At 34.6% G+C, this 25,368-nt stretch carries 20 protein-coding genes, 1 pseudogene and 2 other annotated features; of the genes and pseudogenes, 6 read left to right on the top strand and 15 right to left on the bottom strand.

What is annotated here, in order from left to right; all coding sequences use genetic code 11:
• Positions 1-184 precede the first annotated feature (184 nt).
• Positions 185-781, top strand: a complete 597-nt coding sequence (locus JFT95_RS08815; protein ID WP_002127173.1) for a TetR/AcrR family transcriptional regulator — start codon at positions 185-187, stop codon at positions 779-781.
• Positions 771-1,856, top strand: coding sequence for a DUF418 domain-containing protein (locus tag JFT95_RS08810; protein WP_201051996.1), 1,086 nt, complete (start codon positions 771-773; stop codon positions 1,854-1,856). Before JFT95_RS08815 ends, JFT95_RS08810 begins: the two co-directional genes overlap by 11 nt.
• Positions 1,857-1,908: 52 nt before the next feature.
• On the opposite strand, the gene ileS is transcribed toward JFT95_RS08810, so the two are convergent.
• The 10 genes from ileS to JFT95_RS08760 all read right to left on the bottom strand — a co-directional run bounded on the left by ileS (position 1,909) and on the right by JFT95_RS08760 (position 17,311).
• Positions 1,909-5,010: an isoleucine--tRNA ligase gene (gene ileS, locus JFT95_RS08805; protein WP_201051994.1), complete on the bottom strand. Its 3,102-nt coding sequence runs from the start codon at positions 5,008-5,010 to the stop codon at positions 1,909-1,911.
• A 54-nt stretch (positions 5,011-5,064) separates the two neighbouring features.
• Positions 5,065-5,303 (bottom strand) — a binding site (T-box leader).
• A gap of 98 nt (positions 5,304-5,401) precedes the next feature.
• Positions 5,402-9,604, bottom strand: coding sequence for a bacteriocin-processing peptidase family protein (locus tag JFT95_RS08800; RefSeq protein WP_201051993.1), 4,203 nt, complete (start codon positions 9,602-9,604; stop codon positions 5,402-5,404).
• A gap of 367 nt (positions 9,605-9,971) precedes the next feature.
• Positions 9,972-10,766, bottom strand: coding sequence for an endonuclease/exonuclease/phosphatase family protein (locus JFT95_RS08795; protein WP_201051992.1), 795 nt, complete (start codon positions 10,764-10,766; stop codon positions 9,972-9,974).
• Positions 10,760-11,644: a class I SAM-dependent methyltransferase gene (locus JFT95_RS08790; RefSeq protein WP_002127168.1), complete on the bottom strand. Its 885-nt coding sequence runs from the start codon at positions 11,642-11,644 to the stop codon at positions 10,760-10,762. Before JFT95_RS08790 ends, JFT95_RS08795 begins: the two co-directional genes overlap by 7 nt.
• Before the next feature lie 344 nt (positions 11,645-11,988).
• On the bottom strand, positions 11,989-12,330 hold the full coding sequence (locus tag JFT95_RS08785) for a DUF2085 domain-containing protein (protein ID WP_002127167.1): 342 nt from the start codon (positions 12,328-12,330) through the stop codon (positions 11,989-11,991).
• Between the two features lie 134 nt (positions 12,331-12,464).
• Positions 12,465-14,153, bottom strand: a complete 1,689-nt coding sequence (argS, locus tag JFT95_RS08780) for an arginine--tRNA ligase (RefSeq protein WP_078178563.1) — start codon at positions 14,151-14,153, stop codon at positions 12,465-12,467.
• A 45-nt stretch (positions 14,154-14,198) separates the two neighbouring features.
• Positions 14,199-14,413, bottom strand: a binding site (T-box leader).
• Positions 14,414-14,453: 40 nt separating this feature from the next.
• Positions 14,454-15,230 (bottom strand): class I SAM-dependent methyltransferase, encoded by a 777-nt coding sequence (locus JFT95_RS08775; RefSeq protein WP_002127165.1) that lies wholly within the window; start codon positions 15,228-15,230, stop codon positions 14,454-14,456.
• 49 nt (positions 15,231-15,279) lie between these two features.
• Positions 15,280-15,714, bottom strand: coding sequence for a BrxA/BrxB family bacilliredoxin (locus tag JFT95_RS08770; RefSeq protein WP_002012568.1), 435 nt, complete (start codon positions 15,712-15,714; stop codon positions 15,280-15,282).
• Positions 15,715-15,796: 82 nt separating this feature from the next.
• Positions 15,797-16,180, bottom strand: coding sequence for a thiol-disulfide oxidoreductase DCC family protein (locus tag JFT95_RS08765; protein ID WP_002085930.1), 384 nt, complete (start codon positions 16,178-16,180; stop codon positions 15,797-15,799).
• 3 nt (positions 16,181-16,183) lie between these two features.
• A complete protein-coding gene (locus tag JFT95_RS08760; RefSeq protein WP_002012566.1) occupies positions 16,184-17,311 on the bottom strand; it encodes a conserved virulence factor C family protein in 1,128 nt (375 codons plus the stop codon).
• Between the two features lie 257 nt (positions 17,312-17,568).
• Here JFT95_RS08760 and JFT95_RS08755 point away from each other — a divergent pair, with 257 nt between their 5' ends.
• Together JFT95_RS08755 and JFT95_RS08750 are read left to right on the top strand one after the other, a co-directional pair.
• A complete protein-coding gene (locus tag JFT95_RS08755) occupies positions 17,569-18,702 on the top strand; it encodes an FAD-dependent oxidoreductase (RefSeq protein ID WP_201051991.1) in 1,134 nt (377 codons plus the stop codon).
• Between the two features lie 144 nt (positions 18,703-18,846).
• Positions 18,847-19,436, top strand: a pseudogene (locus JFT95_RS08750) (TetR/AcrR family transcriptional regulator).
• A gap of 49 nt (positions 19,437-19,485) precedes the next feature.
• Here JFT95_RS08750 and JFT95_RS08745 read toward each other — a convergent pair.
• The 5 genes from JFT95_RS08745 to JFT95_RS08725 form a co-directional block, all read right to left on the bottom strand.
• Positions 19,486-19,824, bottom strand: coding sequence for a single-stranded DNA-binding protein (locus tag JFT95_RS08745; RefSeq protein ID WP_012260818.1), 339 nt, complete (start codon positions 19,822-19,824; stop codon positions 19,486-19,488).
• A gap of 161 nt (positions 19,825-19,985) precedes the next feature.
• Positions 19,986-20,240, bottom strand: coding sequence for a DUF4318 domain-containing protein (locus tag JFT95_RS08740; RefSeq protein WP_002012563.1), 255 nt, complete (start codon positions 20,238-20,240; stop codon positions 19,986-19,988).
• Between the two features lie 94 nt (positions 20,241-20,334).
• The gene (locus tag JFT95_RS08735; RefSeq protein WP_002127140.1) at positions 20,335-21,066 is read right to left on the bottom strand and encodes a Bax inhibitor-1/YccA family protein; all 732 of its coding nucleotides are present in this window, start codon (positions 21,064-21,066) and stop codon (positions 20,335-20,337) included.
• A gap of 75 nt (positions 21,067-21,141) precedes the next feature.
• A complete protein-coding gene (locus tag JFT95_RS08730; RefSeq protein ID WP_002127139.1) occupies positions 21,142-23,037 on the bottom strand; it encodes an ABC-F family ATP-binding cassette domain-containing protein in 1,896 nt (631 codons plus the stop codon).
• Positions 23,034-23,681, bottom strand: coding sequence for an HD domain-containing protein (locus tag JFT95_RS08725; protein WP_002012557.1), 648 nt, complete (start codon positions 23,679-23,681; stop codon positions 23,034-23,036). Before JFT95_RS08725 ends, JFT95_RS08730 begins: the two co-directional genes overlap by 4 nt.
• Positions 23,682-23,790: 109 nt before the next feature.
• Here JFT95_RS08725 and JFT95_RS08720 point away from each other — a divergent pair, with 109 nt between their 5' ends.
• Positions 23,791-24,468: a hypothetical protein gene (locus tag JFT95_RS08720; RefSeq protein ID WP_002012555.1), complete on the top strand. Its 678-nt coding sequence runs from the start codon at positions 23,791-23,793 to the stop codon at positions 24,466-24,468.
• Between the two features lie 607 nt (positions 24,469-25,075).
• Positions 25,076-25,354, top strand: coding sequence for a hypothetical protein (locus JFT95_RS08715; RefSeq protein WP_016126853.1), 279 nt, complete (start codon positions 25,076-25,078; stop codon positions 25,352-25,354).
• Positions 25,355-25,368 lie beyond the last annotated feature (14 nt).

Below are 25,368 nucleotides of genomic sequence, written 5' to 3'. Positions count from 1 at the left end.
CTCAATATTTATGTGTAAAACGAGAAAAATACTGTAGAAATATATTTCTTTTGTAAATTTCTTTACATTATGCTTTTTAAAGTAATGTGTAAAAAAATAAGTTATTTTTTACCTAACGATAGGTTGAAAATAATATTAATGAATGATACGATTTATGTAACTTTTTTTATTAGGAGGACTTATCATGAGCAAAAGTGAAGAAACACTCTCTTCCATAGTCGAAGCAAGTTATCGACTATTTGCCGGTCACGGCATTGCCAAAACGACCTATACAATGATTGCTGAAGAAGTTGGTATTGCCAAGCCATCTATTTATTATTACTTTAAATCTAAAGATGCATTAATTGAAAGTATTTTTAATGAATTATGTGCAGCGATGCAGTTCTCCTCATTCTTTCATACAGAAGAGTTTACTAAAGAGAATTTCATTGAGAAATGTGTTGAAATTGGCTTTAAAATGATAAACGAACAACAGAAAGATCCTTATTTTAATCGTGTATTACAAGAATATGTATTACTATCTTCAAGAAACGATATGTACAAAGATCGATTACTAACTGTACAAACAGAATATTTAAACGGATTTGAATCACTCCTAACAAAAGCAAATGAACTTCAACTCATTCAAAATAAAAATCTAGTTTCAAAAGCTCATATGTTGGCATTAGTACTTGATAATATTGGAAACTTCATGATGTTTGATGTAAATATGAATTATAAACAAATATGGATTGAAGCTGTCCACAGCATATTCGAAAGAAGTGATTCGTATGAAAACTAAAAAACGAATTTTCGGCTTAGATTTTGCTAGAGCGTGGGCAATGTTTGGAATGTTACTAGTTAATTTCATGGTGATAACAGGGGCGGAAGGAAATGGGCCTCCTCTGTTAAAAACCTTTATGACGCTTTTTGAAGGTAGAGCTTCTGCCTTGTTTGTTATACTTGCTGGGATTGGCATAACTTTAATGACTAAATCATCTGTTGCTAGCCAAGAGAAAATAAAAATCAATACCAGCCGAATATTGATTTGGAAACGATCACTATTCTTATTTATTTTAGGATTATTATTGTATGTAATGGAATGGACGGGTGATATTTTACACTACTACGGCGTTTACCTTTTCATCGCTGCATTACTAATTACTGTACGAAGAACTATACTAATATGGCTTTCTATCATTATTTTACTTGCTGCACAATATCTCCAACTTACTTTCAACGCCTTCGAAGGATGGGGAGGCACAATCCCATTTATAAACTATATAGACTTTTGGACCTTAGCAGGTTTTCTTCGCAACTTATTTTTTAATGGCTATCACCCTATTTTCCCATGGTTTTCTTTCTTCTTAATCGGTATGATAATTGGCAGGTTAGATCTTCATAATAGGAAAATTAGACATTGGTTGTTCTTACTGGGTTTAACAGTAACCGTAATTATAGAGCTATTATCAAAAGGGTTAACACACCTTTTTATCCCATACATTGGTGAAGCAGCCTCTACATTTTTGTTTAACACAGGACCCATTTTACCCAATATATTATACGTCGCATCCGCTACAGGATCTGCTATTGCTATATTAATAATTTGCCTCTACATTGCTGAAAAATATGAAAATAATTGGTTTGTTACTTCCATTATACAAACAGGACAATTAACATTAACGCATTATGTAAGTCATGTATTTATCGGTATTGGCGCATTGATTGTATTAAATCGTATGGAACATCAAACACTACTTTTCGTTTTATTATTTGCTACTGCATTTTTCATTTTCAGTATTTTATTTAGCGTATTATGGCGAAGGAACTTTTCTAGAGGACCTATCGAATGGATTATGCGGAAAATAACTGATTAATTTATCTTCATACAAAAAAGGAAGTTGGAATGATTCCATCTTCCTTTTTTCTTTAATTAGCCGCGTTTAATTTAATTCGGATCTTTGTCTCACCTAAAGAAAGTTCATCGTCCTCATTCGTTAAGTGACCAAATGTAAATTGCTTGACGAGTAAGTTTTCTTCCAATAAATCTTTATGATTCGTTAACGTTTGCTGTAGTTCTTCTTCTGTATCAAGAATTACATCCACTCGTAAATTAACCGGTAAATTCAACTGCTTACGATATTCTTGAACTGCACGAATAAATTCACGTGCTACTCCTTCTTGTAACAATTCTTCCGTTACATTCGTATCTAACATTACCGTATATTGACCATTAGTCGTATTTGAAAATCCTGATTTCGCAACTTTCTCTACTAATACATCTTCAGCTGTTACAACTACTTCTTCTCCTGGTGCTACTTCGTAAACTGCTCTTTCTGTAGATACAAAGTGTTGTACTTCTTCTTTTGATAATTGTTTTAGCCAGCCATTTACTGCATTCACACTTTTACCAAACTTCGGCCCAGCCGTTTTAAAATTCAGCTTTAATTGATAGGACGTGTATTTCGTTTCATCGAGTTCAACATGGAACGCTTTTACATTTAGCTCATCCATGATGATATCACGATAAGATTCCCAATCCATATCATTTTCATTATGCGCTAGTAATACAAGTTCTGCTAACGGCTGTTTTACTTTTAATGAATGTTGATTACGGTTACTTCTTCCAAGTTCAACAACTTGTAAAACAGCATCCATTTCTGCTTCTAACTCAGGCTGGATAAGTGATTCGTTTACAAACGGATAATCTGCTAAATGAACGCTTCTTCCTTCTAAATTCAGATGAATATCCTCAGCTACAAACGGTGTAAATGGTGCGATTAATTTACTAATTGTTACAAGCACTTCATGAAGCGTTTCATACGCAGCTGCTTTTTCAGGATTCATACCAGATTCCCAGAAACGATTACGTGATCGTCTTACGTACCAGTTACTGACTTCATCTACAAGCGCCGCGATTTCACGAGCTGCATTCGTAAATTGATAATCATCAAGTGCTGTTCTCACTTTTTTCGTTGTGCTATGCAATCTTGATAATACCCATTCATCTAATTTCGTACGTTTAACTTCATACTTTTCTTTCGGATTATACTCATCTAAATTTGCATATAAAACGTAGAAGCTATATACATTGACTAACGTATCTACAAATTTAGATTTTGCTTCCAGTACTGTTCTTTCAGAAAAACGCTTTGCATTCCACGGAGCACTGTCAACAAGTAGGGCCCATCTTAAAGCATCTGCACCAAACTGATTTACTAAATCAACTGGATCTAGTGCATTTCCTTTACTTTTAGACATTTTCTGTCCTTCCTCGTCTAGAACATGCCCTAGTGATAACACTCGTTTATAAGGTACTTTTCCTGTATATAGCGCTGATACTGCTAATAAACTATAAAACCAGCCGCGTGTTTGATCAATTCCCTCTGCAATTACATCTGCTGGAAACTGTTCTTCAAACAACTCTTTATTTTCAAATGGATAATGATATTGCGCAAACGGCATGGAACCACTATCAAACCAAACATCGATTACTTCTGGTGTACGATTCATTGTACTTCCGCATTTTTCACAGCACACTTTTACTTCATCTACATACGGCTTATGCAATTCTAAATCTTCAGGCGTTTCTTTCGTACTATGCTTTCTTAATTCGGCAATGCTTTTCGGTGAGAATTGATGATCGCAGCTTTCACATTCCCATACGTTTAACGGTGTTCCCCAATATCTATTCCGGCTAATATTCCAGTCCACCATGTTTTCTAAAAACTTACCAAACCGTCCATGCTTCATATGGTCTGGATACCACTTAACAGAATCATTATTTCGTAAAAATGTTTCTTTAATCTCAGTTGTTCGGATTAACCAGCTTTCTCCTGCATAATAAAGTAATGGTGAATCACAGCGCCAACAGTGCGGATAGCTATGCTCATATTTTTCTTTATGATATAGTAACCCTTCTTTCGCTAAATAACGAACGATATCAACGTCACATTCTTTTACAAACTTTCCTTTTAAGAACGGTACTGCTTCTGTATACTCACCTTTCTCATCTACAACATGTAAAAATGATAACCCTTCACTTTGAACGACTTTATAATCGTCCTCCCCATATGCTGGAGCGATATGAACGAGTCCTGTACCACTATCTGCTGTTACAAAATCTGCTGCAATTACGTGGTATCCATTTGTAACTTCCTTCATCGGAAACGGTGCTGTATAAGATGTGTTTACTAATTCTTCGCCTTTATGAACAGATAATACTTCATAGTTTTCTTTTAATACTTCTTGTACACGTTCTTTCGCAACAATGTATACATATCCTTCTTGTTTCGCTTTAACGTATTCCATATTTGGATGTACGGCAAGTGCAACATTCGCTGGAAGTGTCCACGGCGTTGTCGTCCATCCAAGGAAATATTCATTTTCACTATCTTTTACTTTAAACTTAACCGTTGCGCTTAAATCTTTCACTGTTTTATATCCTTGTGCAACTTCATGTGAACTAAGCGATGTTTGACAGCTTGGACAGTATGGAGAAACTCTATGTCCTTTATATAACAAACCTTTTTCATGAATCGTCCCTAAAATATTCCATACACTTTCGATATATGGATTCTCTAGAGTAACGTATGGATCATCCATATCTGCCCAATATCCAATGCTCTCCGTAAATTCACGCCACTGCTTCTCATACGTGAATACACTCTCTTTACACTTTTGAATAAATGGCTCAATGCCGTACTCTTCAATCTCATGCTTACCTGAAATACCAAGTTGTTTTTCGACGCCTAATTCTACAGGTAATCCATGTGTATCCCAGCCAGCTTTTCTTAACACTTTATATCCAGCCATCGTTTTATATCTCGCTACTAAATCTTTAATTGCCCGACCAAGTGCATGGCCGACGTGTGGTAAACCGTTCGCCGTTGGTGGTCCTTCATAAAACACAAACGATTGTGCGCCTTCTCTATTCTGAATTGATTGCTCAAAAATGCCCTGTTCGTTCCACTGCTTACGAATACGTGTTTCTCTCCCTACAGCCGACTCTTTTACATCTACTTTCTTCATCTACAATCACTCCTTTGAATGTTTTAAAAGCACACAAAAAACCCGCCCCTATGAAGTAGGGACGGGTTTACCCGCGTTACCACCCTAATTCTATTAGCTTTTCACTAATAGCACTTAGCAACGTACTAATATACGCGTTCTTTGTAACGGTAGACATCCGTCCGAGCTTACTTTATTCAGCCACGGCTCCTCGGAGATGATTTTCAAATAACGTCTGCACACCGGCTTTCAGCAATACACCGGCTCTCTGGAGAACAGCTCACTATTTTACTCTTTCTCGTCTTCAGATTTGTATACTTTATTAAAAGTTATTTTATACCATTAAACAATTAATTGTCAACTAATTCGAAATATATTTTTATTTATACCCTTTTTCTCTATTCTTATACAATTACTTTTCAAATTCTCGCAATCCTGCTAAATCTTCATCTTCCTCTGCAAGTTCAGCGAAAAATCCTGTTTCATCTTCACGAAGCACAATTTCAAGTTCATCTCTTGCCTCTTCATTTCTGTTTAATGATGTTAAATAACAAGCATGATCGTATCTTGCTAACAAGTCAGTAGCATCAATTGCTAATATTTCACTTGTTATTTTTTCTGCCTTTGTCGTTTGCCCAGCTCTATGATACGAAGATGCTAAAGCAAGAAGAATTGCTGTTTCATTTGGATGATGTACAGAAGCGTCTTCTAATAACTGAATCGAGTCCTCAATTCTCTCTTGACTTTGATATATTTCTGCTAAAGCAAGGAATCCTCTACTTACAAATGGCGTTTTCTCAATTAATTGCAAGTGAATTTTTTCGGCTTTTCTTTCTTCGCCTAGCTTACATAATACATTCGCTTGTAGAAGAAGTGTATCATAATCATCCGGTAGCTCGCGAACCATTTGTTTCGTTAATTCAAAAGCATCTCGTAACATATCTTCTTCTTCACACTCAATGAAAAGATTTACAAGTTGCTTCGCTACATCATAATCCCACTTATTTTCTAACGATGTTTGTAAAACCTCTATAGCTTCTTCATTCATCGCCGCATTCTCATAAAATATTGCGAAACGCTGCGCTGCCATACTATTTTTCGGATTTAACTTTAAGGAGATTTCAAATAAATCGATAACAACTGTAATCATTGAAATTTCCTTCGCACGATTTTTCATGCGATAAAATGCTCTTGTAAATATAGATTTTTTCGGTTGCTCATTTTGCTGTCTTTCTACTAATCTTTCGGCAACCGCTGTAGCTGCATACATAAACGCTGTACTTCTTTCTGCTTTTTTCACCTTTAGCGTATGAAGTACGTCTCGTATCTGGGATAATTTTTTATGTTGTTCCATTGCTTTTACGTACACACCAAAAATACGTTCACTTTCCAAATCTTTATGCATTACTTTCAGCGCAACTTCGATTGCTTCTGCACTCTGCTTTTTAACTAGCAATTTCGCATAATGATATAGTACTTCCACATGCGCTTCATCTATTTTCATTGCGCATTCGATATATTCTTTTTCTTTATCTATGTCATTCATCGCGCCAAACACGTATGCAATCGCATCTAAACGCCATGTTTCAGGAACTTCTTCCTCCAATTTTTCTAGTTCAACTAGCAATTCTTCCTGAAGATTCATTTCTACTGAAAGCTGCGCTAAATATTCCATATTTATATGCATTGGTTCTTCTTTCATCGCCTGGACCATATGCTTTTGTTCTTTGGAACGATTCTCTTCTTTTTCGTATATTTCAGCAAGCTGCAAATGTACACCTAAGAAGTTCTTATCCCTTTCTAAACATGTTTCATACGCATGCTTTGCTTCTTGAAATTGCCCTAACGCCATGAATGTTTCACCGATACGGAAATACGGCAATGAATCTTGTTTTTTCTTAAGTGCATCATTATACCGTTTTATCGCCTGATCATACTGTCCAATAGATTCATATAAAACACCTGCGTAACAACCGTATTCAATTACATCCTCTTTTTCTTTTTCTAACGTTCTTAAAAATGCTATGCCTCGTTGCACAAAAGCTGTGTCTTTTATTCGATTTACATACTCATCCAACACGCTCGCTATATTAGCGTATACGCTTCGTATACCGTTCTCTAATTTAGAAAGTGCAAGTTTTAACTCTTTTTCATCCTCACCTAATGCCATTTCAGCATCCCATAACACCATACCAGCATTCATAAGGAAATCTTGATTGTCTTCAAATTGCTTATTAATACTGACAATATAGTTTTTTGCATCCTTATATTGTTCCTTTGCCATATAAACTTGAATTAAACCGAAATGAGAATATACATCTTCATTATTTTCTTCTAAAGAACGCTTATATATAGTTTCCGCTTCTTCAAGTTCATCATTTTGAAAATGAAAATCTCCTAAACGAACATATAAAGACGCCTGATCTTCACAATTTTGAATTCCTTGTAATAGAATTTCCTTCGTATTTTTCTCATCATCCAAATCCGATTCATAGATTTCCGAAAGCTTCGTATATAAATAGGCTGCTGTTTTATCTAATTGAATCGCCACTTTAAGTCCTTTTACCGCCAAATACACTTTCCCTAAATACTGAGCACATCTTGCACGTTCATACCATATGTGCGCTTCATATTTATATTCTTTTAATAAATCATTAAAGAATCCATATGCTTCTTCATATCGTTCTAAATCTATTAAAATTAAACCGTGATTTACAAGTGTAAACCTTTCTGGACTACGTTCTATAGCTGTTAGAGAATACTCTAGCCCCTTTTCGGATTGATCCATATACATGTATGATAATGCTAAGAAACTCCACGCAACTGGTTGATCTGCATCCAATTGTAATGATGAACGAAAACTAGCAATCGATTCTGCATAATTATCTTGCTCAAAAGAATAACGTCCATTTATAAAATGATACAACGCTTGATTGCTTTTCTTCTCCACACTTTGAAGCATCTGTCCTGCTTTTTCCATATCCTGCAGACGAATAAAACACTGTGCACTATGCAATTTCACAAAGTCAGAGCTCGGAAACTTTTTCATTAATTTTTCTATACAAAACTGAATAAAATCTTTATCTACTTCAGCATCTAAATGTTTAATCGTATATAACCAAGTGTTTGGGTTTTCACTTGTTTCTTTTAAAAATAGTACTAACTTTTCAATTCCCTCTTTATCTTGCTCACCTAAATGATCTGTAAGAGAAAAGATTGTTTTATAATAAGTGTGTTCTTTCTCATTTAAAAATGAAAGTTGTTCCATTCTATCTTTTGGTATAAACGTAATAGCTAAACAATCTGTATAACGATATTTTTCTTGCAACTTATCATATTCCACAAGAATCGGTTCCAAGAAATTCGGATCTTGAATATAAAAAGCTTGCAGTACATCGTCATAACCAGAAAGCACTTGTACATGGGAAGCGTGCTCAATATCTATACTTAATAAAACGGGAATACCTTGATTGAGTAATCTCTTATAATTTTCCTCATTCCCTTGAAAATAACGATATTCGTAACCTTGCTCTTCTATATATGTAACTGTATCTGAAAACTTAGAACCTGTTACATCAAAAATATGTTGTGCAATTTCATCTTGCGTACGTTTTTCTCCCCATACCCCTAACATCATTTCCAAACTTGTCGGAACGCAATAGTTATCCTTTTGTACAACCGGAACTATCGGTAAACGAACCTTTTTTCCATCAGGATTTTTTTCTATATGATGATATAGAGAATTTTTTAAACTCTTTTCACTTTTCAACAGTGCTTGCAAATCGTGAATATTATTCATTTTATAAAATGCTTCTGCACGTAAATGTATAAAATAAGTTGTATATGCATGATGCGGAAGCATATGATTGATTTTATCTATTACCGCTAACATTTCTTCATAGCGCTCTAAATCTAATAAATATTTTACTTTTTCAAAATAGAAATATGGTACTTGAGGGAACTTTGCAATCGCATCATTAATGAGTTGTAACGCTCGCTGCTGTTCACCTTTATATGCATATAATTGCGCCAATAAGTACGTAGCTAACTCTTCACAATCTTTATGCTGCTGACCGGATAAAAGTTGTTCCTCTGCCTCCTCCCACTCACCAGTCTGTATATATAAGTAACCCCATTTATCAAAAACTGCACGCGTACTATGCTTTTCCGCCTTTTGCATATAGGCATAGGCCTCTTCATTTCGCTTCATATCTAGCAAACATCTAACTAACGTAAAGTATGTTTTCGTTAAAACATCCGCATCAGTTTCCTCTTCATTTACCTTTTCCAAAGAATCTTTTAACAATTGTTCAGCATCAAGGATTTTACGCTCATCAATTAATTCATCACAATATAAAGAGAGCGTTCTCATATTTGGGAATTTTTTATAAGTATAACGAATTAAAAAGGAGCTATATTGATGCATCAAACCTTCATCAGCAAGACGAATTAATGTATCAAACTCCTTAGGTGACGAGACGTTAGAAAGCCAGTTCTTCACGTATGATAACTTATTCGTTTCTTTTATATGCGCAATTTCATTATTTATCTCATGTAATCCATCTAGGAATCTCTTTTCTTTCAAACAAATCTCTAATTGCTTAAAATCTAGCATGCATTCACCTCAAATTATTATTTATACTGCCATTTGCAAGCAGTATTCTAACCTACTTGCTTAGATTTTACACATCATACAGTATGCATTCAACTAAAACCTCATATAATGAACGATATTATTTAATATTATTCAAGTTTATAACTAAATATCTTAAAAACGATACTTTTTCTCGTTATTTTGTTTAATTTGATGAAATAACATATATTATTCGAAGATGGGTTTTATCTTCTTTTTTGAGGCTTCATTCAGTGGATGAAATTATATTAACGATTTCCTGAATATCTATTGTAACTTACAATAGATCAACGATTTGATAAGATATATCGATTTACCTAAAAAAATGACAATCATCCTATCTTTTATTTCACTTATCAAATTTTAAATCTATAAAAACACCGTAATGATCACTTGGAAATACGTGTGATGAAGTTAATGCTAAATCTCCAAATACAGATACATTTTCTATATTTAGAGATTCAAACGAATCCTTCTCTTGTATCAAAATCCAATCATATCGTTCTTCTTGCTTTTCATCCCCTATTAAATTTGTATTCTTTCCATAATCTAAAGTTGGCTGAGCAAGAATGTTATCTTGATTTTCTTTAAGCTGAGCCACGTCTATCCATTGATTACTTATTAAGTATTGATGCACCCCTGAATGTGGTTCATCATTAAAATCACCACATAATAATTCGTAGCCACTACTTCTGTTTTTAATCCAATTATTCACCGTATCCAATTGCTCTTTTCTTACCTTACTAGATTTCCAATTTAAATGAACATTCGTTATCCCGAGCTTATACTCTTTATATTTTAACATAATTCGAATGGCACAATAATTCGATTCCTCTATATCTGTTTCCCAAATAGCTTCTTCAGCTAAAATAGGAACTTTACTTAAAAAAGCTAGGCCTTCATCTGGAGAATCTGGATACTCTTTAAATACACAGACCGGATATCCAGATTGATCCGCTATATACTGCGCAACATTTTTCTTCAATTCATACTTAGCACAACTTCCCACTTCCTGTAGAGCAAGAATATGCGGGGAAATATTGCGAACCTCCTCACAAATGGCTTCTAATCTCTCAAACCAAAAACTCTCGTGATTCCATATATTGAAAGTAGCAATTCGAATTACATCACTACAATTTAACATTTTATTTCACCAAATGTAATTTTCATATTCGGAGCATAAACTAAAGATGCATGTATATGAAACACTTCAAAAAATCGTAGTTCTGCTTCATATTGAGCGAGCGCTTCAGCAAATGTTAATCCCCGACTCATTAAACGTTCTATAAATTGCTGTTTATCACCCGGATTGCCTGCAATCCCCTCTTCTTTTAGAGAATTATATAATCCTTGCTTATCATTTTGATTTAAATTAGAATCTAAAAAATTCACTTTATCACTTACTCTACATTCAATATTTTTAACACCCAATTCACTTAAATACATAGGTATTTTCATACCGATATTTCCATCTTTACCGTTTCTCTGTGTATCTCTTTCAAATAATCTCTGCAAAACACCTAGCTGGATAATTTCCGATTGATTCTCTCCATCTAATACGTATGAAGACATATTTGACATCCAATGTGGTTCAAAACAGATTATTTTACCACCTTGTTTAATTGAATGTATCATCTTCTCTAGCATCGTTTTTGGGGAACTCATATGTAATAAGAAAGCATGACTGACAGCTATATCATATTTATTTTTCAATTCAATTTCTGTCGCATCCCCCTCAATAAATTCTGTTTCATATGGGAGTGCACGAAACAACTCTCTCGCTTCAGCTATTAATGTTTCTCCCCTATCAATCCCTGTATACTTTGATCCAATTGGAAGTAAAGGCAACAAAATTAAACCTAAATAACCATATCCACAACCATAATCAACAATATGTATAGGATCAGTAATCTTCCAAACTGAATTGACTAAAAAACTTAAATAATCATCGTTATAATATAAATCTCTCGTATTTCTTAAATATGCTAGCTTACTATTCCAATCATACTCTTCCAGGTCCAACACCTCCTTTTATATACAAAACTAAAGTTCTCCATTTAATAGTCACATTCCTACACTTCTAATAAAAAAGCTAGTATACCTTAAACGATACACTAACTTTCCCACTCACATAATTTAACAATTACAATCAGTATAATCAGTACAAGCTAATGTACTGCAATCACAGTTTCTATGTTCGTCATTTCTTTTTAGGTGAAAATAGAGTAACACAATAAATATTGTACAAATAACAAAAGCAATTACTGCTTCTATATTTCTTTCATGAATGAGAAAACTAATCCCGCTTCCTCCTGAAATAAGAATTAGAACTGAGTAAATTCAAAACATGTAAAGTTCTCCTTCCATTAATATATGCTTTTAGATGTTATCCATATAATGCTAGAGGCAATAAATAGCCCCATACCATTACCGCTTAATAAACCGGTCGTTACTCTTAGTAAATTTGTGCTGCTTCTCCATTTCCATTTTTGGGTGAATCCATCAATAAGTAACGGAATTTGAGCGGAAAATGATAGTATTATTGCAAGTAGAAACGAAGGTGTCATATAAAAATAAATTGGAAACATTAAAATACCGATAAGCATGCCTGTACAACGCGCACATAAAGGTATGTATTTTTGTAGTTTAAGGAAACTTCTTTCCGATCTTCTATGACAAGGAATTTGTAAAATAAAAGTTCGAATCAATATGAATCACCCTCTCTAAATAGATTTTAATTGATTTTGCAAAAAAATTATATATCCAATAAAAAATCAAACCAGGTTCATACTAGACCCGGTTTGTCAGTTTATTACTAAGTTCATAATAATTCTTTTCATATTTACATCTCCTCAGGTGCCCCTACCCCAAGTAAACGTAATCCCTCTTTTAATACAACCGTCACAGCGTAAGCTAATGCGAGTCTACTCTCTTTCTCTTCGTTCTCTTCTAATATACGAACATTTCCATAATATTTATTGAACGCTTGTGCTACATCTAATACGTATTTTGAAATAGTAGATGGCTCATTTTTGTTGAAGGCCGCTTCAATTACTTGCGGGAATTTATTAAGTAATTTTACGACACTCCAGCTATAATCATCTTTTAATGCAAACGTACAAGTTTCAAATTCTACACTTTCTTTTCTTAAAATTGAACAAGCACGCGCATGTGTGTACTGTACATATGGTCCTGTTTCTCCTTCAAATTTCAACATATTTTCTAATGAGAATTCGATATTATGCATACGCTCATTTTTTAAATCGTGGAAGATAACCGCTCCAACACCGACTTGTTTTGCCACGTCTTCTTTTTGTTTTAAATTCGGATTTTTCTCTTCAATATTTTGTTCCGCAAGCGCAACAGCTTCTTCTAACACTTCTTCTAATAAAATAATTCTGCCCTTACGTGTCGACATTTTCTTACCATCTTTTAATATGAACCCGAACGGTACATGTTCCATTCCATCAACCCAAGTATAGCCTAGCTTTTTTAATACAGTGAAAAATTGATTAAAATGTAAACTTTGTTCTGGTCCAACTACATAAAGTGCTTTATCAAATCCATATGTGTTTTGGCGATATAAAGCCGCCGTTAAATCACGTGTTGCGTAAATAGTTGCACCATCTGATTTTCTAATTAAGCATGGCGGCATACCTTCTTTTTCTAAATTAACGACTAATGCGCCTTCTGATTCTTCAAGTAAATCGTGCTCTTCTAAAATCCCAATAAAGTCTTCCATTTTATCGTTATAGAAAGCTTCTCCTTGAAAGTTTGTAAATTCCACACCGAGAAGTTCATAAATACGAGAAAATTCTTTTAAAGACTCATAACGGAACCAATTCCAAAGTTCGACTGCTTCTTCATTTCCTTCTTCTAGTTTTTTAAACCATGATCGTCCTTCTTCTTCTAGTTCTTTGTTCTCTTTTGCTTCTTCATGAAACTGAACATATAACTTAAATAACTCACGTATCGGATCCTCTTTAACTAACTCTTCATTTCCCCATTTTTTATATGCGGTAATTAACTTTCCAAACTGCGTGCCCCAATCGCCAATATAATTGATTCCGACAACTTCATACCCACATTTTTCGGCGATATGTTTCAGCGAATTACCAATCATTGTAGAACGTAAATGCCCCATTGAAAAAGGTTTCGCGATATTAGGAGAGGAATAATCGATAACTACCGTTTTTTCACATCCAAAGTGATTTTGACCGTACTCTTCTTTCTCCGCTAAAATTATTTTTAATACTTCATCACTTACTGTTTCACGATTAAAAAATACATTTACATAAGGACCAACAGCCTCTACTTTCGTAAAGAACGGATCATTTAATTTCTCCGCCAATTCCTTCGATATAATAGCTGGTGATTTTTTATATTGCTTCGCTAGTGAAAAGCATGGGAACGCTGCATCTCCGAATTCATCTTGTTTTGGTGTTTCGATTAAATCTAAAATTTGATTTTGTGTTAATTCATTCGTAAAAATATTCGATAAACTTTTCGCAAACTGCGTTTTATAATTCATACTATAACCTCCTTATTTTTTAAAACACAAAAAACTCGTCTCTAAAAAAGAGACGAGTTTTAACCCGTGGTACCACCCTTGTTGTTCATTTCGAACCACTTTCCCGTTTATAACGAGGACAGGGGGCCTCGGCTTACTCTACTATTCGTTCAAGAAGCATCTCCGAAGTGCGCTTCATCTTTTTCTTCTGCACTAGGCTCACACCATCCCTAGCTCGCTTTCCTTCTGAAAAAGACTACTCTCTTCATCACAGACAGTATATTTAATTAATTATTGCTTATTATACATCTTTTCAAACAATTAGCAAGGGTCAATTACACCAAAGTGAAACTTAGCACTTTTTCTTTTGTATACGTGAAAATTATGTTTTTCAAATCTAGAACTACGGAAATGATCTTTCAGAACGACACGCTTTCTCGCCACACGCTTCGCTTCCGCAATTGTTTCGTCAGTAATATCATGATACAAAGCGAAGTGTTTTAATCCTTTAATTCCATCTGATTCTATGACAGTTTCTTCGAACATTGGATCAAGGTAAACGACATCATAACTATTATCTTCACATTGTTTTAAAAATGAGTAATGCTCCGTTTGCTTCACATCGATTCGTTGCATTGCCTCATCAATTTCAGAAACAGATGAAGACCATGTTTTTAAACCATTTCCCATAATATAAGCCATATATTCATTGCCTTCAAGTCCCGTTACTTTTCCGCTTTCACCAACAATATAACTAGCTACAATACTATCTGATGCCATACCGAGCGTACAATCTAATACTGTCATTCCGCTCTCTAATTTAGCAGCTTGTACAAACGGATCGTGCTCTCCGCGCATTAACCTTTTCACACGAAACATCGCTGAGTTTGGATGAAAGAAAAACGACTCTTCCGTACCTTTTGGATAAATGGCTAATCGATTTTTCCCTACGACAAGTACATCTTGTTCATACTGCTCATGCAGTTTATGTACTGGTATGTCATTACGTTTAACGAAAGAAAGATTTAATTCTGCTGCTACCTTGTTTGCATAATCTTTCATTTCTTTATTTGTTCTTCCTGCTGTTGTTACTATCATTTTTTCACCTCTATATAAAGAAAAGAGGGAGATTCACTCTCCCCCTACTTTAGCAATTCTTTTCGAAAGCTTGTTCTAAGTTTGTAATAATTTCGTCCATTGTTGCGCCTTCAATTTCATGACGGTGAATGAAGTGAACAACTTCTTTTCCTTTTAGTAATGCCATAGATGGTGAAGATGGAGGAATTTCTCCGAAGTATTCACGCATTTTTACAGTAGCATCTTTATCTTGACCTGCAAATACAGTTACAAGATGATCAGGTTGTTTTTCAGCACGTACAACCGCTTGACCTGCTGATGGACGTGCTAAACCAGCTGCACAACCACAAACAGAGTTTACAACTACTAAAGTTGTACCTGATGCATTCTCCATAAATTCTGTTACAGCTTCTTCTGTAGTTAACTCTTCAAATCCAGAACGCACTAACTCTTGGCGCATTGGAATTACCATTTGACGCATGTATTCTTCATATGCATTTGACATCTTGTATCTCTCCTTCAACTTTCATTCCAAATTTATCATATCACGCTCTATTAATAGGTGCAAAAGAAAGATAACGATGATTTCATTTTTTTGTAGGGATTTCACAAACCCCTTCACGACAGTGTCCAACTGGGACAAGTTTTCTATTGTTGGCAATATAATCGTATACTTTACTTCCAAATCCAAGTACGATAGATAGTTTTATAAAAGGTACTGCAAACCAATAAGATGGAACGGCCTTTGCTAATACGTTAATGCTATGAATTCCGTCATACCACTTATTATTTTTTAAAATATACAATCTTTGTTCCATCTTACTTTGTAATTCTTGAGAAAGTTCATACTTCTCAACTACATCTTCATCTCGAAATGAAACAAATTTCATCTTACCCTTTTTATCTAATCTTTTCGTACGTTCTGCAACCGCCGTACACATCGGGCACCAACTATCATAGAAAACAATCATAAACTATTCCCCTTTACGAGACTCCGTCATTTGCTTCCATACTGATCCTTTTGCTTCTTCGCCGCCTTCAATACGTTCTAAAGCTAAACGTGCTTGCATCGCCACTTCAAACTCCGGATCATCTTCTGCTGCTTTTAGTGCCGGAATTGCACTTTCATCACCAAGTTCAAATAAGAACATTGCTGCACGCCAGCGTACTAATTTACTTGAATCTTTCAAAGATTTAATCATAACGAACATCGCTGCTGGATCACCTACGTCTGATAAGCAATCTCCTGCTGTACGACGAACGCTTACTGAACGATCTAATAACGCTTTATATAATAACGGCAATACTCCTTCACCTTTTACCATACCTAAATAAGCTGTTGCTAAACGGCGGATAGATACTTTCTCATCATCTAATGCCATTTTCAATACCATCATATCTTCTTCCGTTGGATCCATTTGTTCTAAAGCCGCAAAACGGTTTTTCCAGTCAGAATCTTTCATCATCTCTTCTGTTACTTTATATGGCTCACGCTTTTGAATCGTTACTTCAACAGCACCTGCTTGATCTAATAATTCTTTAACCGTTTCATTTACACGTTCTTCTGAATAAGCAGCAATAATTTCTTCTACTACTTCTTTCCCGATTTCTTCAAAATTACCGTAACGTGTACTTTGCTCTACCCACTTACGCTCTTTCACAACGTTAGGTGCAGACATTTGCACTTTCATAATTGATTCTTTAAAACGATCAGGTAAACCAACACGCTCTTCTGAGGTTCCATCTGTTAACTTCACTTGCATCGGAATTGTAAAGAACATTTGAACAAACACTTTCACTTCTCCAAAATGAGAAAGTTGTTGTTCTTCGCTTTCTTCCACTATTTCTTCACCGAAAACAGCACGAACTTGTTGTAATAAAACTTTCCAGTCATACTTCGCATTTCGCTCCACTGCTAAAAAGTCTGCAACATGATACACACCTTTAATGCCTTCAATCTTCAAAATTTCTTGCACTTGCACTGGTGCTTGTTCTTTATTTTCATTTGTATAATTATTACGCGCTCCTGATGGTAATACTTCATTCAAAATAACTTTCATTGTATTTGGACTTGGCGTCGGTTCAATTGCTTTAATCTTCACGTAAAAAACTCTCCTTTATTGCGTGTTCTTAGCTGTATTGTAACATGTTATCCCTCTATACTCCTACTCGGATGCTTAATTTTACTAATTCCTCTTCTACATTTCTAGAATTTCAATTATTTCTATTTTCACCTAATCGTTCCGGAACTATAGTTAAAAGTCTAATTGACAATAACAAAAAAAGGTATTAATCTTAACTCATAAAATGACCGTGGTCATTTTATGAGTTAAGTCACTTAATTGTGGAGGGATAACAAATGAATAATGTCATGGTTATAGGTGGTGGTATTGCTGGTCTTTGTGTAGCAATTTCCTTACAAAAAATAGGATTAGATGTAAAAGTATATGACAAAAATATTGAAACTACTGTTGCTGGTGCAGGTATTATCATTGCCCCAAATGCGATGCAAGCACTTGAACCATACGGAATTTCTGAGCAAATAAAAAAATTTGGCAACGAAAGTGACGGTTTTAACCTTGTATCCGAAAAAGGAACTATATTTAGTAAATTGACCATTCCAGCTTGTTATCCAAAAATGTACTCCATTCATAGAAAAGATTTACATCAATTGCTACTTTCCGAACTACAAGAAGGTACTGTCGAATGGGGAAAAGAGTGCGTAAAAATAGAACAAAATGAAGAAAACGCCTTAAAAATATTATTTCAAGATGGTAGTGAAGCACTCGGCAATATACTCATTGCTGCAGATGGTATTCATTCTGTCGTTCGAAAACAAGTAACACAAAGTGACGGTTATCGTTATGCCGGTTATACGTGTTGGCGCGGCGTAACTCCAGCTCATAGTCTATCTTTAACAAACGATTTTATTGAAACTTGGGGAACAAGCGGTAGATTTGGTATCGTTCCTCTTCCAAACAACGAAGTATATTGGTATGCGCTCATAAATGCTAAAGCTAGAGATCCCAAATACAAGGATTATACAACAGCAGATTTGTATAATCATTTCAAAACTTACCATAACCCCATCCCATCTATTTTAAATAACGCCTCTGACATTGATATGATTCATCGTGATATTGTAGACATTATTCCAATGAAACAGTTTTTTGACAAACGCATCGTCTTTATTGGGGATGCTGCCCATGCACTTACACCTAATTTAGGCCAAGGAGCTTGTCAGGCAATTGAAGATTCTATTATTCTTGCTGAATGCATCAAAAATAATGCCCACTATCGCCAAGCATTTATAGAATACGAACAAAAAAGACGAGAAAGAATTGAAAAAATCTCAAACACTGCGTGGAAAGTTGGAAAAATGGCACAAATAGAAAGTAAACCTTTAACTATACTAAGAAACCAAGCAATGAAACATATTCCGAAATGGATTTCTAATAGGCAAGCACATGAACTATACAGTTTTCATTTATGACAAACTCCAACGAAAAGTATGAACGGAATTCTCTCTATCCTTCTTTCAATTGTATTAAACAGTAAAATTAGGAGGCATGAAATAAGATTTCATTTGAGATACTCTAATAAACAGATATAATTGTTTGTATTAGGAGTAGATTATATGCTTAGAGAAACGAGAAAAAAGAATTAAAAGAACTTATATTCCTAAAAGCAGTACAGCTCTTCCAAGAACGTGGATACGAAAATGTAACGGTTCAAGATATTACTACTGCATGCGGGATTGCAAAAGGAACTTTCTTCAACTACTTTCCGAAAAAAGAAAACATATTATTATTTTTAGGTGATTCTCAAATTGAACTATGGAATGAAAGTTTAAAAACGTATGAAAATGTGGAACATCCAAAAGAACGAATCAAACTTGTTTTAGGAGACTTACTAGATCGCTTTACTGGACATGGAGAATTAATGAAGCATGCTGTTTTTGAAATTATTAAATCTAACTACTTAGTAGAAAATGAATTAAAAAGTATACAACAGCTACAAGAAAGTTTGTCTTCAATTATTACAACAGCGAAAGAAACAGGAAAATTAAACAGTCAATGGGATATAAATATTATCACTTCTACTATTATGAGTACTTATTTTTATACACTCATGTCCCAATCCCTATTAAATTCTAATGAAACAAATGCGAAAAATATACTCAATCAACAGTTAGATGTTGTTTGGGAAGGTATCAATCAAAAATAATAGAGGGCTATGCTACAAAGCCCTCTTAACTTTTAATACTCTTTACATCTTATTGCGATGCCCCCTCCCTCCTTCTCTCCAGAAATGTAATGCTCTCAATCAGAACTTCAGTTCTATATACTCTCTTTCCTTGTTCATCATCGTAATTACTCGTATGAATACGCCCTGTAATCCCAACAAGTGAGCCCTTCGTACAATATTCTGTTACATTTTCAGCCGACCTTCTCCATATCACACAATTAATAAAATCTACTTGTTGCTCACCTAAACTATTTCGAAAACCTCTATTCACCGCAACACATATTCGTGCATAAGCGACACCTTGTTTTGTGTAGTATAATTCTGGCTCCTTTGTCAATCTACCGATTAATACAACTCGATTCATCATAAGTTATACCACCTCACATATTTTTCTTCATTGTAAAGAAAAATGTTGGAAGGGTAAAAAGCGCAAAATGATATGTTTGTAAGCAAAAATTATTACTTTATATCTTACAAATCAAAAAAAGAAACCCTACATAGTTTAAACATGTAAGGTTTCCAAAAATATTATACTTCACTGCAAGATATGTAATATCCTCCGCGGGCCATCTTTATTTCAGCGCGGTACATTACATTTTCTAAGTAGAAAGTAATCGGTTTAACTTTACTCTCAATTTTTAATTGTTCATTACATTTAGCCGCATAGCTTTCAATAGCTGAACGAATAACTTCTGCTGATGGATATGTTAAAGCGTCATCTAGTTCTATGAAAAAACTTTTAGAAAATAGTTTTTTCATAATCCCTTTTTTCTCTTTCATCATATTCCATCCCCCTTCAATTTAAGTCGCCAACATCCATATTTTCAATTTATCTTTAAAAATAAAAAAACCTGCACATTTCATGCAGGATTTTTTATTAGTCATTTTTCGTAAAGTAAGAAACGAAACGAAGAATTTCTAAGTATAACCATACTAGCGTCATCATTAGACCCATTGCACTGTACCACTCCATATATTTTGGAGCTTGGCTACGTGCACCATTTTCGATTAAATCGAAATCTAGTAATAAATTTAATGCAGCAACTACAATAATAACTGCACTAATGATCATACCAATTGTTCCACCTTGGTGAATATATGGAACAGAAACACCGAACATGTTTAATAAGAATACGATTAAATACATAACCATAATTCCCATTGTTGCTGCCATAACACCTGTGCGGAATTTATCAGTTACCTTCACTACGCGTGTTGCATATAAAACTAACATCGCAAATAGAATTGAGATTGTTAGTAATACAGCGTTTAAAACGATAGAATCCTGAAATTTCATTGCATAAACTGCTGAAATACTTCCTAACACTACCCCTTCTACTGCCGCATAAATCGGTGCACCAATTGGTGATATGCGCGGGAAGAAGATAGATGCAAATGCAACGATTGCCGCAATAACTAAAGCACCAATTAATACTGGCATTTTCATCGTACCTTGCGTCATCTGTATGTATGAATAGACAGACGTTGCAAGCAGCAAGATAAGCATAATAAACGTTTTGCCTACTGTTCCGCCAATAGTCATCGCAGAAGTATTTGCTCCCTCTTTACGGAATGCCTCTTTTTTCAACATTGGATTAGATGTTCTCATTTTTTCCCTCCTAAAATAGGTTCTACCAATAGTGTAAAGTTTTTCTCTTTACTTTTCAATATATGCAGCTTGTTTTTATTTTAATCCTTCAACGATGTCGGATAGTTCACTCCATCGTTCCATCGTTTTTTCTAGCTCTTCTTCTATCTTCTGCCCTGCTTCAGATAATTCTTGGGCCTTTGTGAAATCAGATCCAACATTCGTAAGTTCTTCTCCAATTGATTCAAGTTTCTCTTCTAGTTGTGCAATTGTATCTTCAATTGTTTCCCATTCACGCTGCTCATTGTAAGAAAGTTTACGTTTACGTTGTTGTTTCGGAGCCTCTTCTACTACTTTTTTCTCCTTTTGAACTTCTGCTTTCTCAATGAGTTCTCTCGTTTTTTCCATTTCTAAATACTCTGTATAACTACCTAGGAATTCACGCACTTCGCCTTCGCCAGTAAAGATGAACAATTCATCTACTACTTTATCTAAGAAGTAACGGTCATGCGATACAGTTAAAACGACACCTGGGAAATCTTCTAAATAATCTTCTAGCACTGTTAATGTTTGTGTGTCTAAATCATTCGTAGGCTCATCAAGTAATAGTACGTTTGGTTCTCCCATTAAAATACGCAATAAATATAACCGTCTTCTTTCGCCACCAGATAGTTTACCAAGCGTTGTTCCATGTGAATGCGGTAGGAATAAGAAACGTTCTAACATTTGAGATGCGCCAATTACTTTTCCGTCTGTCGTATGAATAACTTCCGCAATTTCTTTAATGTATTCAATCATACGCTGGTTTAAATTCATCTCTTCATTTTCTTGCGTATAATAGGCAACTTTTACAGTTTGTCCTACTTCAATTTCACCACTATCAGGAGAGAATTTTCCTGCAAGCATATTTAATAGTGATGATTTTCCGCTTCCATTTGCTCCGATGATTCCGATACGATCACCAGGCTTCACAATATGATTAAAGTTATGTAATACTGTTTTATCACCAAATTTTTTCGTTACATCTTTTAATTCAAGTACTTTCTTTCCTAAACGACTTCCACTTAGTGCAATATCAACTGATTGCTTCGCTGCTGGTCCTTCTTGTCCCTTTAGCTCATCAAAACGCTGAATACGCGCCTTTTGTTTCGTAGAACGGGCTTTTGCACCACGGCGAATCCAAGCAAGTTCACGACGATATAAATTTTGGCGTTTTGATTCTTGTGCCGATTCTTGCTCTTCACGAAGTGCTTTCGCTTCTAAAAATGTACTGTAGTTTCCTTCGTAGCTATACAGTTTACCGTTATCTAATTCAAAAATACGGTTTGTCACACGATCTAAGAAATAACGATCATGGGTTACAAGTAATACCGCACCTGTATATCTTGCTAAATATTCTTCTAACCATTCAACTGTCTCATGGTCAAGATGGTTCGTAGGCTCATCCAAAATTAATAAATCAGGTGTTTCAATAAAACATTGCGCCATTGCAATACGCTTTTTTTGTCCACCAGATAGGTTTCCAACAGTTGCTGTAAAATCAGTAATTCCTAATTTCGTTAATAACGATTTTGCATTCGCATTTGCTTCCCATGCACTCATCGCATCCATACGTTGCTGCACTGCAAATAATTGTTCCTGTACTTTTTCATTACTTGGATCTTTTTCGATATTTAATAACGATTGTTCATAATCACGAAGAAGACGAATTAAAGGTGTATCACCATGGAACACTTGCTCTAATACTGTTAGTTTTTCATCAAACTCTGGTTGCTGTGATAAATAACTAATTGTATATCCGCGTGAATGCGTCATATCACCTGTATCAGGAGTTTCTAATCCTGCAATAATTTTTAATAACGTTGATTTACCAGTACCGTTTACACCGATAATTCCGACACGTTGTCCTTCTGTAATACTACATGATAATCCATCAAATAACGGTTTTTCTCCGTATGATTTCGATAAGTTCTCCACAGTTAACATTTTCATATTTGTGCATTCCACTCTTTCATAAATTGTTCAATAAACTGTTCCATATAACGATGACGAACTTCAGCCTCTTGTTTTGCTGCGTTCGTGTTCATTAAATCTTTTAGTTTTAAAAGCTTTTCATAAAAATGATTTAAAGATGGATCATTATTTTTTCTATATTCATCTTTCGTCATCACTTCTCGAGGAGGGATAGTTGGATCATACATTAATCTCCCTTTCGCTCCTCCGTATGCAAACGTTCGAGCTATTCCAATTGCACCAAGAGCATCTAAACGATCCGCATCTTGAACAATTCTACCTTCAAGTGACTCAACTGTGCCACCATGACCGCCCTTATAAGACATATTGGCGATGATATGAAGAACATGCTTACTTTCATCTTCTTCAACACGTAACTCTTCTAACCAATCAGAAACTTTTTTCATTCCTGCTTCTTCACTCTCATTTAACTTCTCATCTGCTACATCGTGAAGTAATGCTGCCATTTCAATTATAAAACGATTTCCCCCTTCTTGCTCGGATAAAGAAATCGCCAATTTATGTACGCGTTCAATATGATACCAATCATGCCCACTCGCATCTTTTTCTAAAATATGCTTTACGAAAGTTATTGTTTTTTGTATTTTTTCTTGTTTTATCATTTTATCTTCACCCAGTTACTTATTGTAACATGCCCGCATTTTTTCATCACATATTTTCTTGTCCGCCCATACACTAGGTGGTAGGCATCATTATGAAGGAGGAATAAAAATGTTCTATAATAACCAACCACCTTACCCACAACAACCTCTTTATCCTCAACATCAGGAACAAAGATATGCTGAACAATATGAGGAGCAAGAGACACAACATCAAGAGCCACAATACGAACAAAATCCATACGCAACACCGCAAAATCAAGAAACTGAATATCCTCAAAACCCTTATGACACACGTCCAAATTATGAATATCCTCAAAATCCATACGTAGCACAACCTAGCCAAGAACCTCAATTTCAAGGTAATCCATACGAGACGCAACCACAATATCAACAAAATCCATACCAACAACAAATGTATCAACCAAACTATGACGCACGTGTCTCACCACCTAAACCACCAACAATTGATCCGACGCAACCACAAATTTTACCACCTGGGCCGATTTTAGATATTACACAACCACAAATTTTACCACCTGGACCTATTACAGAACCAACGCAACAACAAATCCAACAAGTTGTCGGTACACAATTTTTACCTTTAAAGAAACCTGTACTTGATTTCGTAAAACCTTGGGTAGATTACGGCTTGAATGAAGCGAAACATACATCACACAAACATGCTTTAACAGAAGTTGCTGCGATTATGTTCTTAGTTGGTAAAGGATTCAACCCAACGATTGCTCATTATATTGTTGAATCTTGGGAGAAGAATGAGCAGTTTTAAGGTGGTTCATTTTATATTATATAAAACTAGAAAAGTGTCACAAATGCCTGTTATACAAGCATTTGCGATGCTTTTTTTGTTATATTATATTCTATTCAAAAAAAAGAGTTTCATATTTTTTCATGTGTTTTTATATTATTTGTGAGCAAAATGTGAGCAAATAATATCCTTTTAACTAGACTTTATTAGACCGGTTTTTACCTTAATAACAATTCATTTAACATACATTTCTGCAATAAATTTTGTATTACAATCACCTTGATAAATGGGGATTACCATTCCTATTGTTGAACATTTTCTTATTTCAACGGAATTGTAAATAACTTAATGGACAAGTTCTATTTTGATAACGAGTTTATGGGATCGTAATAGAGTTTATGAAATTTAAAGTTGATGAATTTCTCGATGTGAAATAATCCCAACATCTCCAATGTTTGATATAATGATAAAGCTATTAATATCAACTAGGAGGAACAATCTTTGAAAAAATTAATTATTGCAGGACTATCAATAGGACTTTTAGCTGGATAAGGGATACTGAATACCTTATAAGAGGGGAAATTCCTAGTAAGTACTTTAATATTAAGAAATGAGAGGGATATTCGCTATGAAACTATACTTTAAAGACATACATTTAGGTGATATTTCAAATGCAAATGGTGATGGTTTTTGGATGTATGGGGATATTAACTTCACTAATAATATTTCTGATTTCAAAGAGTTTCTTAACAAAATGGTAGATGAAAATAATCCATCTTTAGATGATGTAAATCCAATTCTATTGGATGAAAACAATTGGTTTGTATCTAAAAATGATCAATTAGAGGGAATTGGAATACCCGCTGTCTATTTTGATTCAAATGAAATAGAATGGCGTTGGAGATAAATAAAAAGGTTCTC

The organism is Bacillus sp. TH17, assembly GCF_016651125.1.
GTDB lineage: Bacteria > Bacillota > Bacilli > Bacillales > Bacillaceae_G > Bacillus_A > Bacillus_A mycoides.
This window is presented reverse-complemented; position numbering and strand designations above follow the sequence as displayed.